At 46.6% G+C, this 16,158-nt stretch carries 12 protein-coding genes; 8 read left to right on the top strand and 4 right to left on the bottom strand.

All coding sequences use genetic code 11. The annotated features are described in order from the left end of the window. Positions 1 to 37 precede the first annotated feature (37 nt). The 3 genes from NLX82_RS23945 to NLX82_RS23935 all read right to left on the bottom strand — a co-directional run bounded on the left by NLX82_RS23945 (position 38) and on the right by NLX82_RS23935 (position 4,382). On the bottom strand, positions 38 to 556 hold the full coding sequence (locus NLX82_RS23945) for an NAD(P)H-dependent oxidoreductase (protein ID WP_028541334.1): 519 nt from the start codon (positions 554 to 556) through the stop codon (positions 38 to 40). A 170-nt stretch (positions 557 to 726) separates the two neighbouring features. Continuing rightward, positions 727 to 1,851 (bottom strand): GGDEF domain-containing protein, encoded by a 1,125-nt coding sequence (locus NLX82_RS23940; RefSeq protein ID WP_023988537.1) that lies wholly within the window; start codon positions 1,849 to 1,851, stop codon positions 727 to 729. A gap of 95 nt (positions 1,852 to 1,946) precedes the next feature. After that, positions 1,947 to 4,382, bottom strand: coding sequence for a glycoside hydrolase family 94 protein (locus tag NLX82_RS23935; RefSeq protein WP_254349161.1), 2,436 nt, complete (start codon positions 4,380 to 4,382; stop codon positions 1,947 to 1,949). Positions 4,383 to 4,606: 224 nt separating this feature from the next. On the opposite strand from NLX82_RS23935, the gene NLX82_RS23930 reads away from it, so the two are divergent. Then, a complete protein-coding gene (locus tag NLX82_RS23930; protein WP_076295940.1) occupies positions 4,607 to 5,341 on the top strand; it encodes a thioesterase II family protein in 735 nt (244 codons plus the stop codon). 19 nt (positions 5,342 to 5,360) lie between these two features. Then, positions 5,361 to 6,215: a sugar phosphate isomerase/epimerase family protein gene (locus NLX82_RS23925; protein ID WP_068939447.1), complete on the top strand. Its 855-nt coding sequence runs from the start codon at positions 5,361 to 5,363 to the stop codon at positions 6,213 to 6,215. 92 nt (positions 6,216 to 6,307) lie between these two features. Here NLX82_RS23925 and NLX82_RS23920 read toward each other — a convergent pair whose 3' ends face one another. Next, complete coding sequence (locus NLX82_RS23920) at positions 6,308 to 6,676, bottom strand: DUF423 domain-containing protein (protein WP_013310289.1); 369 nt, start codon at positions 6,674 to 6,676, stop codon at positions 6,308 to 6,310. A 316-nt stretch (positions 6,677 to 6,992) separates the two neighbouring features. On the opposite strand from NLX82_RS23920, the gene NLX82_RS23915 reads away from it, so the two are divergent. The 6 genes from NLX82_RS23915 (at position 6,993) to NLX82_RS23890 (ending at position 16,052) form a co-directional block, all read left to right on the top strand. Continuing rightward, positions 6,993 to 9,941, top strand: a complete 2,949-nt coding sequence (locus tag NLX82_RS23915; protein WP_179086223.1) for a glycoside hydrolase family 48 protein — start codon at positions 6,993 to 6,995, stop codon at positions 9,939 to 9,941. Positions 9,942 to 10,075: 134 nt separating this feature from the next. Further along, positions 10,076 to 10,579, top strand: coding sequence for a ferritin (locus NLX82_RS23910; protein ID WP_013310291.1), 504 nt, complete (start codon positions 10,076 to 10,078; stop codon positions 10,577 to 10,579). A 288-nt stretch (positions 10,580 to 10,867) separates the two neighbouring features. Next, on the top strand, positions 10,868 to 11,416 hold the full coding sequence (locus NLX82_RS23905) for a GNAT family N-acetyltransferase (RefSeq protein ID WP_254349160.1): 549 nt from the start codon (positions 10,868 to 10,870) through the stop codon (positions 11,414 to 11,416). A gap of 57 nt (positions 11,417 to 11,473) precedes the next feature. Beyond that, positions 11,474 to 12,592 (top strand): LLM class flavin-dependent oxidoreductase, encoded by a 1,119-nt coding sequence (locus tag NLX82_RS23900; RefSeq protein ID WP_254349159.1) that lies wholly within the window; start codon positions 11,474 to 11,476, stop codon positions 12,590 to 12,592. 216 nt (positions 12,593 to 12,808) lie between these two features. Then, positions 12,809 to 14,836 carry a S9 family peptidase gene (locus NLX82_RS23895; protein WP_254349158.1) on the top strand — a complete coding sequence of 676 codons (2,028 nt, stop codon included), beginning with the start codon at positions 12,809 to 12,811 and terminating at the stop codon, positions 14,834 to 14,836. A 112-nt stretch (positions 14,837 to 14,948) separates the two neighbouring features. After that, complete coding sequence (locus NLX82_RS23890; protein WP_068939444.1) at positions 14,949 to 16,052, top strand: DNA alkylation repair protein; 1,104 nt, start codon at positions 14,949 to 14,951, stop codon at positions 16,050 to 16,052. The last annotated feature ends 106 nt before the right edge of the window (positions 16,053 to 16,158 follow it).

The following is a 16,158-nucleotide window of genomic DNA, read 5'->3' as shown; positions in this document are numbered from 1 at the left end:
ATGGCAGGCGCCGTCCAAGGGGCTTTCTAGTAAAAAATTAAGAAATAACCGTTTGCGCGTATTTTTGTGCGGATTGCTCTAGTTGCTCATCGGTCAAAACTGCAGCACCATATTGTACGAAATAAGGGAGCAATTTGACACCAATCATATGGCCTGTAGCTTCCAGAGGTCTCAACAGCTCTTCGATCGTATACCTGTTCCGTCCGTCATGTTGGTAATTTTCCTCAACGCTGGCAGCAGACAAGGCGATCAACAACTCTTTGCCCTGTAGCTTGCCACCTTCGCTTCCATAAGCCCAGCCGTAGGTTAGAACCTTATCCAGCCATTTTTTCAGTAGGGAAGGAGTGCTGTACCAGTAAAAAGGGAATTGCAGAACGATACGGTCATGCTGCTCTAGCAGTTCCTGCTCCTGGGCGACATTGATTTGCTCATCAGGATATACTTCATACAGGTTGTGAACGGTCACGCCGGATTGTTTCTTGAGTTCTTGCACCCATCTTTTGTTAATGCGAGATTCCGCAAGATCAGGGTGAACGACAATAACGAGGGTTGACATTTAAAAAACCATCTCCTTCGAACTTATTTATTGTTAGTAAATAACCAATACATATGTAACTATTTTAGTTTCAACTTATGGAATTGTCAACTCTATTACATTTTAAGTTCTATATTCAAAAGACTCCGGCAAGCTCATGCCGGAGTCTCATCAAATGAAGTGTTTTTACATTAAGCGATATGATTAAGAGCAACAATTTTGTTTTTCCCGGAGCGCTTAGCTTGATACAGATAGTCATCTGCTTGCTGAAAAAATACATCTTTATCTTTGTTCATTTCCTCTGTATAGCTTTTCAGTCCAATGCTTACGGTTACAGAAACGAGTTGCAATTTCTCCTGAAAGGTCATTTTCTCCACTTCACGACGGATGTTTTCGACGATCTGATAAGCTTCTTCGAAAGTATGCTCGAACATCAAAATAGCAAATTCCTCACCGCCATAGCGAGCCGGAATGTCATTTGCGGTAATCTGTTCTGTAATGATTTGCGAGATGCCTTCCAAAATTTTATCTCCGAACTGGTGTCCGTAAGTATCATTGATCTTCTTGAAATTATCAATATCCACTAACGCCAGATGGATGATCGCGCCTTGTTCGGCATATTCGAGTGCTTTTTCATAAAAGTTTTGAAAGGACAAATGATTGTACAGCTTTGTCAAACCATCAGTCATTGACATTTTGCTGATAATCGCGTTACTGATCATTAATTCCTGTTGCGCGCGCTTTGTTTTATACAAATCCACTAACAAATCGCGGCCGCTGGCCTGAATAATGAGAGCAATAAAGGTGGACATAATCAAAAAGGTTGGAATCGCCACGATATCAAAGTCTGACAAATAGGTACGAAATGATGCATCCACTGCCAGCAACAGAAAAAAGACGACTACTTGTAATACAAAGGAAAGCCATATTAAGCGGCGATTGAAGAACAGGATAGAAGAGAAAATAGGCAACAAGCACAACGCTGTAATAATCCGGATATCATAGTTTAGGCGAATAATCATCCAGCAAATGACGGTACTTGCCATAAACAGGATCACAAAAGAATACCTGTTAAATTTAAAATGAGCCAACTCTGCCAGTAAGTTGGAACCACTCATGATTAGCGTGGGAACAATAAGGGTTCCGACGTAAAATTCATAAGGCGAAGCGGAGTAATCAAGAAATAAGTAGCTGCCCAGCTGGACGATAAAATGTACAGCTATAATCATCCAATACAGTAATAACATTTTGCGTACCCAGCGGGCTTGCTTTGTTTTGTAATCCATGGTTTGAGTAAGCCGTTTTGTCTTGTTCATGATGTCACCACACTTAATGTATCTTTAGCCATTCTCGTATTATAAGATACTATGTGATGAAGTTGAAGCTAATTTTTTTGAAGGCCATGAACTTGTTAGCCTAGCAACACTTTTACTTGGTGGATAGCCCCGTCCCCTGCAACCGGCAGAATATTATTCGTAAGGACGGTGCCATCTAAGGTAACAGTAACTACACCCTTGGAGACATGCTGTGGATTCGTGATATGAATCACGTAGGTATCACCGCGGAAGACGCGGGTGACTGTGAATTCGTCCCAGGCTGTAGGAATGCACGGATCAATACGCAGACCATCCCATTCGGGCTGAATACCGAGAATGGATTGAGTAATAGCTATAAAGTTCCATGCCGCTGTACCCGTCAGCCAGGAATTTTTGGCTTCGCCTGCACGAACAGCATCTTTGCCCGCAATCATTTGAGCGTACACATACGGCTCAGTGCGGTGAATGTCGCTAATGTCCTCTAGATAGGCGGGGGCAATTTTGCTATATAGCTCGAAAGCGCGATCCCCACGTCCTATTACGGCTTCCGCCATCATAATCCAAGGGTTATTGTGACAGAAAATACCGGCATTTTCCTTATACCCGGGAGGGTAAGATGAGATTTCGCCCAGATTGATGTAATAGCGAGAATACGGTGGATTTTGCAGCACAATGCCGTAGGGAGTTTCTAAACGATCACGTGTAGAATCGAGAGCTTTTTGAGCTAGACCTTCTTCAACGCCAATTCCTGCCATGACACAGAAGCCTTGAGGTTCAATGAAAATTTGGCCTTCCTCACAATCCTTGCTCCCTATTTTGTCTCCATAATGGTCATAAGCACGTAAGAACCATTCCCCGTCAAAACCATGCTCCAATGTGGCTGTTCGCATACGATCCACATATGCCTGAGCGGTTGCTGCTTCTTCATCCAGTCCTCTGCGCTTGCAAAGCTCAATAAAATCCGGTCCCGTATATACAAATAGTCCGGCGATGAACACGGATTCGGCTATTCGACCCTCCAGATTCTGAGTTGTCTGATAGGACTCATCTGGTGTAGCAGAAAAACAGTTGAGATTCAGACAGTCGTTCCAGTCAGCCCGGCCAATGAGTGGAAGACCATGCGGGCCCAGATTACCCACAACGTGGTAAAAAGAACGCTTCAAATGTTCAAACAGCGTAGCCGTACGCTCTACATTTCCGTCAAAGGGCACTTGTTCATCCAGTATGCCAAAGTCTCCCGTTTCTTTGATGTACGCTGCGGTACCGACAATAAGCCACAACGGATCGTCGTTAAAGCCACCGCCAACCTCGTGATTTCCTTTTTTGGTTAACGGTTGGTACTGATGATAAGCTCCGCCGTTTTCAAATTGAGTAGAGGCGATGTCGATAATCCGTTCTCTTGCCCGCTCCGGTATTTGGTGGACGAAGCCGAGCAAGTCCTGATTCGAATCCCGGAAGCCCATACCACGCCCGATACCAGATTCAAAATACGAGGCGGAACGCGACATATTGAACGTAACCATACACTGATAAGGGTTCCATATGTTTACCATTCGGTTCAGCTTGTCGTCGTGGCTTTGAAGGGTATACTTGGACAGCAGATTATTCCAATAGGTCCGCAGCTCACTCAACGCTCGTTCTACATCAGCTTCATCCGCAAACTGCTTAATCATGGCATGTGCTTGTTTTTTATTAATAACACCGGGCGACTCCCATTTTTCTTCCTCGGGATTTTCCACATAACCGAGTATAAAGTTACAGCTTGTTTCTTCGCCTGGCTCCAGCGTTACCTCAATGCAATGTGATCCGACAGGGGACCATCCGCTGGCAATAGAGTTCGAGGCTTGCCCAGCGGCGACCGATTGAGGCTGATCTAATCCGTTGTAGAGCCCCAGAAAAGCTTCACGGTCTGTATCATAACCCGCTAGCGGACGATTAGCAGAGAAAAAAGCATAGTGATTGCGACGTTCACGGTATTCCGTTTTGTGATAAATGACAGAGTCTTGTATTTCAACCTCGCCGGTGTTCAAGTTGCGCTGATAATTGGTCATATCGTCATAGGCGTTCCACAGACAAAATTCCACGAATGAAAAGAGTTTGATCTTTTTGGTTTGTAACGATGTGTTCTGAAGCTTTACCTGATGGACCTCGCCGTCAAAGGAAAGGGGCACAAAAGCCAGCTGGGTGGCCCGAATACCGCTGCGTTCTCCCATAATTGAGGTATAGCCAAGTCCATGGCGGCATTCATACTGCTCCAGCTCCCGTTTGACTGGCATCCAACCTGGAGTCCAATAATCCCCATCATCATAAATATAAAAATAACGACCACCGTTATCGACAGGAATATTGTTGTACCGGTAACGTGTTAAGCGACGTAAGCGAGCATCCCGGTAAAATGCATAGCCGCCACTTGTATTGGAGATCAGTCCAAAAAATCGTTCATTACCTAAATAATTAATCCAGGGATAAGGGGTTTGAGGGGTGTGGATGACATATTCTTGATTGACATCATCGAAAAAACCGTACTTCATGGCGCAGAACTCCTTTCGATTTGAAAAAATAAAAGACCCAACACATGATTATATTCAAACATAGAGCCGTTCTTTCTTTAGAAAGACACTTCCTGCCTTATATAAAATGTGCTTGATTTTCTCAACCTTTCTTCTGGAATTTGCAAAATATTTAAAATGGGTAAATATACCTTTTTATGCTAAAATGAAAAAGTTAGAACTTAGCAAGGCAGGAGGTTGCAAGAATGGCACCTATCACATTATTTTTCATCCCGTATGCAGGCGGATCGGCGTCGGTCAGCTTCAAATGGAAAAAGTTGCTGCTTCCGCAGATTAAGCTTGTTCCACTGGAATTAGCGGGCAGAGGTATTCGTTCTGGGGAACCGCTAAAGGAAAGCATTGAGGAGATGAGCGAGGATCTGTTGCACAAGATCAGCGAAGAGATAGCCCCTGGCGATCCTTATGCCATATACGGCCACAGTATGGGGACGATGATCTCATTCGAGCTGTACTACAAGCTGGTGGACGGTGGATATGGCAAGCCTGCTCATCTGTTCGTTTCGGGTGGACGGGCACCGCATGTCCCAAGAAATTCCCCGTGGTTACACGATCTGCCCGCAGATCAGTTCAGGACGCATTTGCAGCGGTACGGTCAGCTTTCGGAAGCGATTTTTGACAATCGGGAATTATACGACTATTTTATGCCGGTGTTAAGAGCGGATTTCAAAGCTGTCGAGTTGTATAGGTACATGGCTAAAGCCGCACCTTTACATTGTCCTATCACCGCTTTGACAGGAATGACCGATAACACGGTGACCTTACAAGATGCGGAGGCATGGGCACACCATACGGATCAGCAATTTCGTATGTTTACCTTTGAGGGAGGACACTTTTTTATTCATGATGAAGTGGAACGGATTACGTACATCATCAATGAGACCTTGGAGCAGAGTACGGTAACAAGTAGCATACAACAATAATAATAAGAGGTGATTTTTAGTGACAGTAGGTGTATTGGCACATTTGTTTGGCAAGTTGCCTTATCGTGAATTGGCTGCAAAGGTAGGCGCAGCGGGCTTTACTCATGTTCAGCTGGCTCCGTGGAGAGCGATCAGTGATGTGGATTTTAATAAACCGGGTAAGTTCAATCCGGGATTGGCACTGTCTATCGCAGAAGAATTTCGTAAGCATGGTGTATCCATATCGGTGCTCGGGTGCTATTTACATTTTTTTATACAGGATGAGGAATTGCTGCGTGAAAATGTAGAGCGCTTCAAAGAGCTGATACGATATGCGGGTCTGTTAGGAGCACCAATGGTTGCAGCCGAAGTCGGACGTAATGAGGATGGTACCGCCTATACGGAACGTGACTGGAGAGTTGTAAGGGAAGTAGTGCGTGAATTAGCAGATGAAGCGGAGAAGTGGGGCGTATTCGTAGGATTGGAAGCTGCAAACGATCACTTGGTCGGAACTGCCGTAGAGTTGGCTGCCTTTCTGGAGGAAGTACCTTCTTCACACATCGGTGTTGTGATTGATCCGGGTAATCTGCTGAAAACGGAAAATCTGGCGCAGCAGGATGAGATCATCCGCGAAGCTTTCCAACTGCTGGGCCCTCGGATTATCGCAGCGCATGCCAAAGACCGGCGGTTGTCATCGTCAGGTGAAATTGAGACGGTGCCGCCAGGTTTTGGTGACATGAACTATGCCCTCTACATGGAACTGCTGGAGCAGTACAAGCCGGGGGTTCATATTATTATGGAAGCTGCTCAGGAGCATGAGATGGCAGAATCGAGACGTTATATCGAAGGTCATCGGATAGCCGCTCAGAAGGCGCAACAAGTGCAGACGAAATAATGTATTCTTTCATATACTCAGGAATGCTATGTCAATAATTCGAGAGACTTGGAAGCGCCTCCTTTTCCAAGTCTCTGTTCCTTTATCCTTGTTTAACCTTGCACAACCGCCACGATCACAATGACCCAGCTTGCCAAAAAAGCCAACCCGCCAATGGGGGTGATTGCCCCAAGCTTTTTCACACCAGATATACTAAGGGCATACAGACTGCCGGAGAACAGGAGAATACCCACCAGCATAACCCAACCTGCGGTAACGATGAGAGAAGAATGGACAAGGCTGTCAGCAAGAACTCCAAGCAGCAGCAAACCCAGTCCGTGAGCGATTTGATATTGAATTCCTGTCTGGAATATGCTCATCATGTCTACGGAAAGTCTCTTTTTCAATGCGTGTGCGCCGAACGCTCCCAGAGCTACGGCTAAAAACATCACGATACAACCAAGCAATAGCAAAATTTTCATGTTTTAACGCCTCCCTGTGAAATAGTACCGATTCCAATCGATTTCGTCAATTTTCCTTGTGAATCTCTAAACTTATAGAATTTTTCGACTCTCATTTGGCGCCTAGTGTGGTATATTTTTTCCAGGGCCAATGCGAAGCATTTGGAGCAATAGACAGCGTGTCCTCCACCTTTTTTATGGGAAAGTGAGGTGATGATGCTGTCTTTTTGTGCTGTCGTTTTTCGGAATAAAATCTTGTGTAAAGCCAAAATTGATAATGGAGAGGATGAATGCAAAAGTGATCAGCAGAAAATCAGTGTTCAGGAAATCTGTCTCTATGGTCATGTCAGCCATTTTGGTACTTCCGTTAACCTTGGGCTTATTTCAGGCAGGACCCGACCGTGCATCAGCCGCAACACCGGAATCGACACGCTTTTTACAATTGTATAAACAGCTGAAGGATCCGGCTAGCGGATACTTTTCAAAAGAAGGCATCCCTTATCATTCCGTTGAAACGCTTATGAGCGAGGCTCCAGATTACGGACACTTAACGACTTCGGAAGCGTACAGCTACTGGATGTGGCTGGAAGTGCTGTATGGTCATTATACCGGGGATTGGGGGCATTTGGAATCCGCATGGGACAACATGGAGAAATATATCATTCCTGTTAATGAAGGCGACGGTAAGGAAGAGCAGCCGACAATGAGTAACTACAACCCGAACAGCCCCGCCACCTATGCCGCAGAATACTCACAGCCGGATCAATACCCAAGCCGTCTGAGTGGACAGTATGGTGGTGGCAAGGATCCACTGGACTCTGAGCTGAAGGCAACCTATGGCAACAACCAGACTTATCTGATGCACTGGTTGTTGGACGTGGATAATTGGTACGGCTTCGGAAATCTTCTGAATCCGTCGCATACAGCAGCCTATGTAAACACCTTCCAGCGCGGGGAACAGGAATCGGTCTGGGAGGCTGTACCACACCCATCGCAAGACAATCAAAAGTTTGGCAAGCCTAATGAAGGCTTTATGAGCTTGTTTACCAAGGAAAATAATGCCCCTGCACAGCAATGGCGTTACACGAATGCCACCGATGCAGATGCACGGGCAGTTCAAGCAATGTACTGGGCTAAGGAATTAGGATATGACAACTCCGTATATTTGGATAAAGCTAAAAAGATGGGAGACTTTTTGCGTTACGGCATGTACGATAAATACTTCCAGAAAACCGGAAGCGCTTCCAACGGAAGTCCAATTGCTGGTACGGGCAAGGATGCCAGTCTTTATCTGATGGCATGGTATACAGCCTGGGGTGGCGGACTTGGCCAAAGCGGCAACTGGGCTTGGCGTATTGGTGCCAGCCATGCACATCAGGGCTATCAAAATGTCGTCGCAGCGTATGCGTTGTCCGATCAAGATGGTGGATTAATACCGAATTCACCAACGGCGGGACAGGACTGGGCGACCTCGCTGAAGCGCCAACTGGAGTTTTATACTTGGCTGCAATCCGATGAGGGGGCCATTGCAGGCGGAGCGACGAATAGCTGGGATGGTGCCTACAAGGCTTATCCATCTGGCACAAGTACCTTTTATGGCATGGCTTATACAGGGGCTCCTGTATATAACGATCCACCGTCGAACAACTGGTTCGGGATGCAGGCTTGGCCTGTCGAGCGGGTTGCCGAGCTGTACTACATTTTAGCCAAGAAAGGGGATACTTCGTCCGAGCAGTTTAAAATGGCTAAACAAGTGACGGAAAACTGGATAGCGTGGTCCAAGAGCTATGTATTTGCCAACGAACGGCCTGTGACTGATGCACAGGGATACTATTTGGACGCTCAAGGCAAGCGTATTCTGGGTGGCAAGAATCCGAAAGTGGCTACTACAGTGGCTAAAGGTGAGTTCTGGCTACCGAGCAATCTGGAATGGAGCGGAAAGCCTGAAACCTGGAGCGGATTTGCCAATCATAAAGGGAATACCAATCTCCATGTGGTAACAAAGAATCCGGGGCAGGATGCCGGAGTGCTGGGCAGCTATGTTAAAGCACTTACTTTCTTTGCTGCTGGAACGAAAGCTGAAAAAGGAGACTATTCCGAGTTAGGCAAGGAAGCTAAGGATCTGTCTAAAGCTTTGCTTGATGCTGCATGGGGTTATAACGATGGTATAGGCATTACAACGAAGGAAGCGCGCGAGGATTATTATCGTTATTTTACCAAAGAAGTGTATATCCCGAGCGGCTGGAGTGGTAAGACTGGGCAAGGCAACACGATCCCTGGCACCGACGCTACACCGTCTGATCCGTCTAAAGGTGGTAATGGTACGTATTCCAGCTACAGCGATATCCGCCCTAATATCACCAAAGATCCGCAATGGTCCTATCTTAAAGATAAATACACGACTTCTTGGAACAAGCAGACCAAAAAATGGGATAAAGGCGCTCCAGAATTTACGTATCACCGTTTCTGGTCCCAAGTTGATATGGCAACGGCTTATGCCGAGTATGACCGTCTCATTAACGGTAGTGGACCAACCGAGCCTACAGCTCCCAAAGCTCCGGCAAATGTGAAGGCAAACGCGGGGGATGCTCAGGTTACACTGACCTGGAGCAAAGCGACGGGTGCCGATAGCTATACAGTCAAGCGCTCGACAACCAGTGGTGGCCCTTATACCACAGTAGCAACGGTAACAGACAGCACTTACAAGGATACAGGAGTGGTGAATGAAACCACTTATTATTATGTGGCAAGTGCAACAAATTCTTTAGGAACCAGCCCGGATTCTGCCGAGGTCAGTGCCAAGCCTACGGCAGCACCCATTCCAGCAACGGGAGATGTGATTGCCCAATACCGCGTGGGCGACACAAACCCGGGAGATAATCAAATTCGGCCACTGTTCCGTATTGTAAACAAGGGTAAAGAAGCAGTTGATCTGAAAAATGTCAAGCTGCGATACTACTACACCGTAGATGGCGACAAGTCACAGGAATTCCATTGTGACTATGCACAGTTGGGCAGTAGTAACGTTCAGGGACGTTTTGTGAAACTGGATAAGGCCGTTACAGGCGCAGATTATTATCTGGAAATCTCCTTTGGAGCTGGTGCGGGAAGTCTGGCAGCAGGGGAAAACACAGGGGACATTCAGATTCGCATGAACAAGACGGACTGGAGCAACTATAACGAAAGTGATGATTTTTCCTATGATCCAACCAAGACATCTTATACGGATTGGGGCAAAGCACCATTGTATATAAATGACAAACGTGTCTGGGGTCTGGAGCCTTGATTGTAAACTAATTGTAGAGATTACGGGCGGAATGTGAGATCATTTAATTCACTTCCGTCCGTTTTTTTGTGATCGGATTCGTGGTACACTATGATCGTTACATTATTACATACATGACCGAGGTGACCTGAGACATGAATGACAATTTGGCACAGGCTCTGAATGAGCAAATGAACTTTGAATTTTACTCCGCTCACGTATATCTGGCGATGGCTGCTTATTGCTCCAGTGAAAGTCTGGATGGGTTTGCAAACTTCTTCCTGGTACAAGCTGAGGAGGAACGGTTTCATGCCATGAAACTGTATAAATACATTAATGACCGTAGAGGACGCGCCACATTGGCTGCATTGCCGGAGCCAAAAAACAGCTACGATTCCATGCTGGACGTATTTGAGCATGGCTACAAGCATGAGCAGCAAAACACGCAAAAATTTTATCATCTGGCTGACTTGGCCCTCGATGGACGCGAGCATGCAACGATCCATTTCCTGAAATGGTTTATTGATGAGCAAGTCGAAGAGGAAGCTCTGTTCGACAGTGTTATCCAGAAGCTTAAGCGCATTGAAAGAGACAGCAACGCCTTTTATATGCTGGACAGCGAGTTTGCCAAACGCAGCTTTACTGCCCCTGCGGAGTAATACAGCATACATGGTGTGTTTTGAATGCCGGAGATATGGCCAGCATTTTATTCGTCTAGAAAGTAAAAAAGCCCGATTTTCGGGCTTTTTTGCGTTGACTTTAATTAACGAATTCCCATCTTTCTAGGGGCTATTGTTATTTTAAATGGAGTTATAGAAAAAATTAATTTGTCGCTGGATGGTGAGCATGCTACAGTTATGTTAACTTTTATATCTCATTAAGTAGATAGGATTAATTATTTGGTGATTCACGAGCATTATAATAACACTATAGGGAGGCGGGTTAGTATGAGTGAAATCTATCGTCTGGCACTCCAAGAGGATGCAGAAAGATTGCAGTATGTGACGTATGAGGCGTATGAAACAATTCGGCAGTTGGAGCTTCGATGGCCTGCCGCTCAGGCAGATGTTGCTCTCATTCAAGAAAACATTAAAAATAATGATTGCTATGTGCTGGAAGTAGACGGTGTCATTCAGGCTACCGTTAGCCATCTCAAAAATAGAGCCCTTAATTTTATAACCGATCTACCGTTTGTGATGTGGTTTGCTGTAGACCCGGCTGCCCAGGGCAAAGGATATGGGAAAAAACTGCTGAATTGGGTAGAGCAAACGATTATTCGTGACAAGGTCGGTGCTCCTGCTGTGACACTGGCGACTGCGGAAAAGCATCCCTATTTGCTAACCATGTACGAGCGTTGGGGGTATGAACGTATCCATGCTTTTGACCATGGAACAGGGGACGGGACGATGCATTTACTGCGTAAAGTGGTGAATCCTGAATTATTCTCCACCTACATTCGTGAAAAAAATGAAGCTGAGACAGCTAACCGAAATTAGACGCGACCATAGGGAACGGACGAAGCCGATTCGTTCGCAGAAGGGGGGCAGGAGCGAATGAAGTTTGTATTGTTCAGCCTAATGGCTAATCTGCCTAATGCGATTACCGGAGAAGCCTGGAGTTCGCAGCAAAAATTCCAAAATGTAATTAAGCAGGCTGTGCTCGCAGAGGAGCTTGGTTTTGATGCGTATGGTGTGGGGGAGCGGCATGGTGCGCCTTTTTTGTCGTCTTCACCTCCACTCGTTCTGACCGCTATAGCAGCGAGAACTGAACGGATTCGTCTGCTGACGATGGTAACGGTGCTTAGTATACTTGACCCAGTACGCGTAGCTGAGGATTATGCGACATTGGATCATTTATCGGGCGGAAGATTAGAACTGATTATCGGAAAAGGCAATGATCCACGCCATTATCCGTTGTTTGGAATTACGGAGGAAGAGCAGTGGGAATCGTTAGCAGAACGCTATCGTCTGCTCAAACGGCTATGGAGCGAGGAAGAGGTTACGTGGAAGGGCAACTATCGGCCCCCGCTGTATCAGGTCACGACACAGCCACGCCCGTATCAACAGCAAATTCCGATATGGCATGGAAGTGCCTCCAGTACATTATCGACGGAGCTGGCTGCACAATATGGAGAGCCGTTATTTTCCTCAAATTCTTTCCATCCTCAGGCCAAGTATAAAGGCTTAATTGATCATTACCGTGAACGGCTCGCTTATTACGGTCATGATCCTGCTCAAGCCGTAATTGGTGCCGGAGCCGGGAGCTTGTATCTGGCGGATACAGACGAGGAAGCGATCAGACGCTATCGCCCGTATTATGATGCTTACCACTCGACGACGGCGGCTCAGCATAATCAATCCCCGTTTACAAATTTGGAGGACAATATCCGCAACGGTCCAGTTCTGATTGGTTCTGCGGACAGCGTTCTTGAAAAAATACGGAACTATTATACTGCGTTCGGCCATCAGGTACTCAGCATAAGCGTGGATGGGCTGGGAGAGCAGGAGCAGCTTGAACAGCTGCATCGGTTTGCCGAGGATATCATTCCTGTGCTGCGGCGAGAGATTCCCAGCACTATTTGGCAGCAGATGCCGAACCTACACAAAGAAAATAGATCACTGGCTGCTTTACCTAAAGGGGCTTCCTCCATTTCTCCTATTTTCCAATTGTGATTGATGAATAACGTTACCCTCTCTCATGAAAGCAACCGAAGTAGCGGTGTTTTCGGGTCGATAGCGACTGAGAGAGGGTCTTTTTAGTTTTAGACAAATTGACAGAGATAAATAAAAAGAGTAACGTAATTGTATATTCATTTAAATCGCATAAAATTAATCGGATTAATTAAAATTTAAAGATGTGGAATCTAATGATATAAAGGAGGAATTTTTTTGAGCGACTCACAATCTAGTACGACCAAGCGCTGTATAACAGCCGAGGATTTATATCGACTTCACTGGGTTAGCGATCCAGCTATTCATCCCCTCAGCGGTGAAATCGCTTACGTAGAGCAGCATATTAATAAAGAGCGGACAGATTATAACTCAGGAATTTGGCTATTATCGTCCGAAGGCGCTAGCGCATTACCCTTTACATACGGACCGAAAGATGAAACGCCTGTCTGGTCACCAGATGGATCACAACTAGCTTTTCTCCGTACAACAGACGGCAAGCGCCAGGTGTGGATTATTCCAGAACGCGGAGGGGAGGCACGACAGCTTACACACGTAGAGAACAATGTTCGTTCATTAGCCTGGTCTCCTGATGGGACCTGCATATCGTTTGTAGCTAAAACGGCCGAGAACCCGTCAAGCCCTACATCCGATGGAGGAACTCAGGAGGCACAACTTAAGGGACGAGTCGTTAATCGAACGAAAGCTAAATCCGACGGATATGGACTGTGGGATGATACTCGTGATCACTTGTATGTAACTGATGTGACTTCGGGGCACACAGTTCAACTGACTTCCGGCGCTTATGATGTGGCGGAGCCTGTGTGGTCACCGGATGGTCAACGTATTTTATTCGTCGCCAGAATAGCAGAGCATTCGAAAGAGGATACGGATTTACGTAAGCAAAATGATTTGTTTACGATAGCCCCTGCGATTTCAAATGGTGATGCAGCAGCACCGCTTAAGCTGACCCATTCTAAACTGCACATCGAGAGTGCCGCTTATTCTCCCGACGGTTCAACGATTGCCTTTTACGGTCATGATCGACATGCCAAAGACGCTACTCAGACCCGACTGTACACGGTTCCTTCCAGTGGGGGGACGGCAGTATGCGTTAGTGAGACGCTTGACGCTCACCTCGGTAATGCGGGTATGAGCGACATGCGTTCACATCTTCATGTAGGACCACCACGCTTCAGTGCGGACGGTCAATCTCTGTATACGCTGGTTACCCATGAAGGAAATGTGCACGTATATCAGTTTGCGCTTGATAGGACTTTTAAAATTTTAACCCAAGGAGAGCGGGAAATTTACCAATTCGAGCTTACTTCGGATGAGCAGCATATCATTGCCGCCTCCACCGATGTAGCTTTACCAGGTGATTTATTCCAGATTGCGATTCATTCAGGAACTGAGGAACGGCTGACACGAGTGAATGATTCTCTGCTTGATGAGATTGAGATCAGTGTGCCTGAGAGCTTCTGGACTGAGGTTGAGGATGGACGACGGGTGCAGGGATGGGTGATGAAGCCTGCTGGGTTTAAGGAGGGGGTATCCTATCCTGCTATTTTGGAGATTCACGGTGGTCCTCATGCCATGTATTCCAATTCTTTTTTTCATGAATTTCAGTTGCTGGCCGCTCAGGGGTATACAGTCATCTACACGAATCCGGGAGGAAGCCGAGGGTATGGACAGTCTTTCACCAATGTCGTCCTTGGAGATTACGGCGGACGCGATTACACCGATCTGCTGAGCGCAGTGGACGAGGCTATACGTCAATTTCCATTCATTCATCCGGAAAGGCTGGGTGTAACAGGAGGCAGCTATGGTGGCTTTATGACAAACTGGATTGTCGGCCATACCGATCGTTTCCGCGCAGCTGTGACCCAGCGCTCCATATCTAACTGGCTGTCCATGTATGGAGTGAGTGACATAGGGTACTCGTTTACTGAAGATGAAGTCGGCGGGAATCCGTGGGAGGATTGCGAGCTTTTGTGGAGGCAATCTCCGCTGGCTTATGTGCAGCAAATCAACACACCGCTGCTCATATTACACGGGGAGCAGGATCTGCGATGTCCTATAGAGCAGGGAGAGCAGCTGTTTACAGCATTACGTCGCTTGGGGAAACCTACGCAATTTGTCCGTTTTCCAGCTTCAAGTCACGAGCTTTCACGAAAAGGGCACCCGCAGCTTCGTGTGGAACGACTGCAACGTATTACCAATTGGTTTGCCCAACACGAATTATAAGTAAATCGATTTCTTGTATTAATGTAAAAATGTCAGGTCCTAACCATAGGACTTGGCATTTTTAGTATGCCTTGCTACAATTCTCTCAACCTCATACAAAAGGAGATATATAATGGCCGAGCCCTTAAAAAATATGTACACGGAGAATTTTCTTCAACTATTCGGTGAAAAAGTACAGTCTGCGTACAGGCCGTTCGATACCAACGGATTCATCCATCAAGTGATGGATGAAAAATGGGATGAACTGGAGCTAAAAGAACGAATACGACGTATTTCGTTAACATTAGGGGCATTTTTGCCCAGTAAATATGAAGAAGCTCTGGATATTCTTTTTGCTATAGACGAGCATTGCAGTGGTTTTCCATACTTGTTTTTCCCCGATTTTGTGGAGGTGTATGGGCAGGGAGAAGAGCATTGGGAACTGTCCATGAAGGCACTGGAGCGATTCACCTCTAAGTCCTCTGCGGAGTTCGCCGTGAGACCCTTCCTTCTGCGTGAACCGGAACGGATGATGCGGCAGATGACGACCTGGGCCGGACAACAAAGTGAACACGTCCGCCGACTTGCCAGCGAAGGCTGTCGTCCACGGCTACCCTGGGGACAGGCGTTGCCTGTGTTTAAACGCGATCCTGCTCCAGTATTGGCCGTATTGGAACTACTGAAGGCCGATCCATCACTATATGTACGTAAAAGTGTAGCCAACAACCTGAACGATATTGCCAAGGATCATCCTGATGTGGTCATTGCCACGGCTCAACGGTGGAAAGGAACACATCCTGACACCGACTGGATTGTGCGTCATGGCTGTCGGACCCTGATTCGCAAATCCATCCCCGAAGTGATGGCAATGTTCGGCTATGCGGATGAAACAGACGGGGCGCCGTTAGTCACGGGAGCCTCTTTCACCACAGACCCTGCCATGCTAAAGCTTGGTGATAGCTGTGAGTTGAGCTACGCGCTTCAGCTTCGTGAAGGTGACCCGGTACGAGTCCGCATCGAGTACGGCATCGACTTTGTGAAGGCGAGAGGACAAGTCTCACGTAAACTGTTTTTGCTATCTGACAAAACGGTCCCTGGAGGAACCCATCTTACAGGTACACGGACACACCGTTTTGCAGACCTGACCACTCGTCGCCATTATGCGGGAGCGCACCGGATTGCACTGCTCGTAAACGGTCAGGAAGCGACTTCTACAGTGGTAGAACTCCAGTTGTAAATCACGATAGTAGTGAAGAAAAAGAGCCTGTAATTAGGCTCTTTCTTTTTGTCGTTCGCTTTACCAAATTTATTTTTTTCCAAAAAAATGATTCTGGTATTAGAAC

The organism is Paenibacillus sp. A3M_27_13, assembly GCF_024213315.1.
Lineage (GTDB): Bacteria > Bacillota > Bacilli > Paenibacillales > Paenibacillaceae > Paenibacillus > Paenibacillus polymyxa_B.
Note: the sequence above shows the minus strand (reverse complement) of the source record. Positions and strands in the feature narration are given on the sequence as shown.

Bases quoted from the DNA above. Each gene is read 5' to 3' on its own strand.
- NLX82_RS23900 (WP_254349159.1), top strand. From the start codon at position 11,474: ATGAAGTTTGTATTGTTCAGCCTAATGGCTAATCTGCCTAATGCGATT.
- NLX82_RS23935 (WP_254349161.1), bottom strand. From the start codon at position 4,382: ATGAAGTACGGTTTTTTCGATGATGTCAATCAAGAATATGTCATCCAC.
- NLX82_RS23930 (WP_076295940.1), top strand. From the start codon at position 4,607: ATGGCACCTATCACATTATTTTTCATCCCGTATGCAGGCGGATCGGCG.
- NLX82_RS23915 (WP_179086223.1), top strand. From the start codon at position 6,993: ATGGTCATGTCAGCCATTTTGGTACTTCCGTTAACCTTGGGCTTATTT.
- NLX82_RS23945 (WP_028541334.1), bottom strand. From the start codon at position 556: ATGTCAACCCTCGTTATTGTCGTTCACCCTGATCTTGCGGAATCTCGC.
- NLX82_RS23920 (WP_013310289.1), bottom strand. From the start codon at position 6,676: ATGAAAATTTTGCTATTGCTTGGTTGTATCGTGATGTTTTTAGCCGTA.
- NLX82_RS23940 (WP_023988537.1), bottom strand. From the start codon at position 1,851: ATGAACAAGACAAAACGGCTTACTCAAACCATGGATTACAAAACAAAG.
- NLX82_RS23905 (WP_254349160.1), top strand. From the start codon at position 10,868: ATGAGTGAAATCTATCGTCTGGCACTCCAAGAGGATGCAGAAAGATTG.
- NLX82_RS23910 (WP_013310291.1), top strand. From the start codon at position 10,076: ATGAATGACAATTTGGCACAGGCTCTGAATGAGCAAATGAACTTTGAA.
- NLX82_RS23890 (WP_068939444.1), top strand. From the start codon at position 14,949: ATGGCCGAGCCCTTAAAAAATATGTACACGGAGAATTTTCTTCAACTA.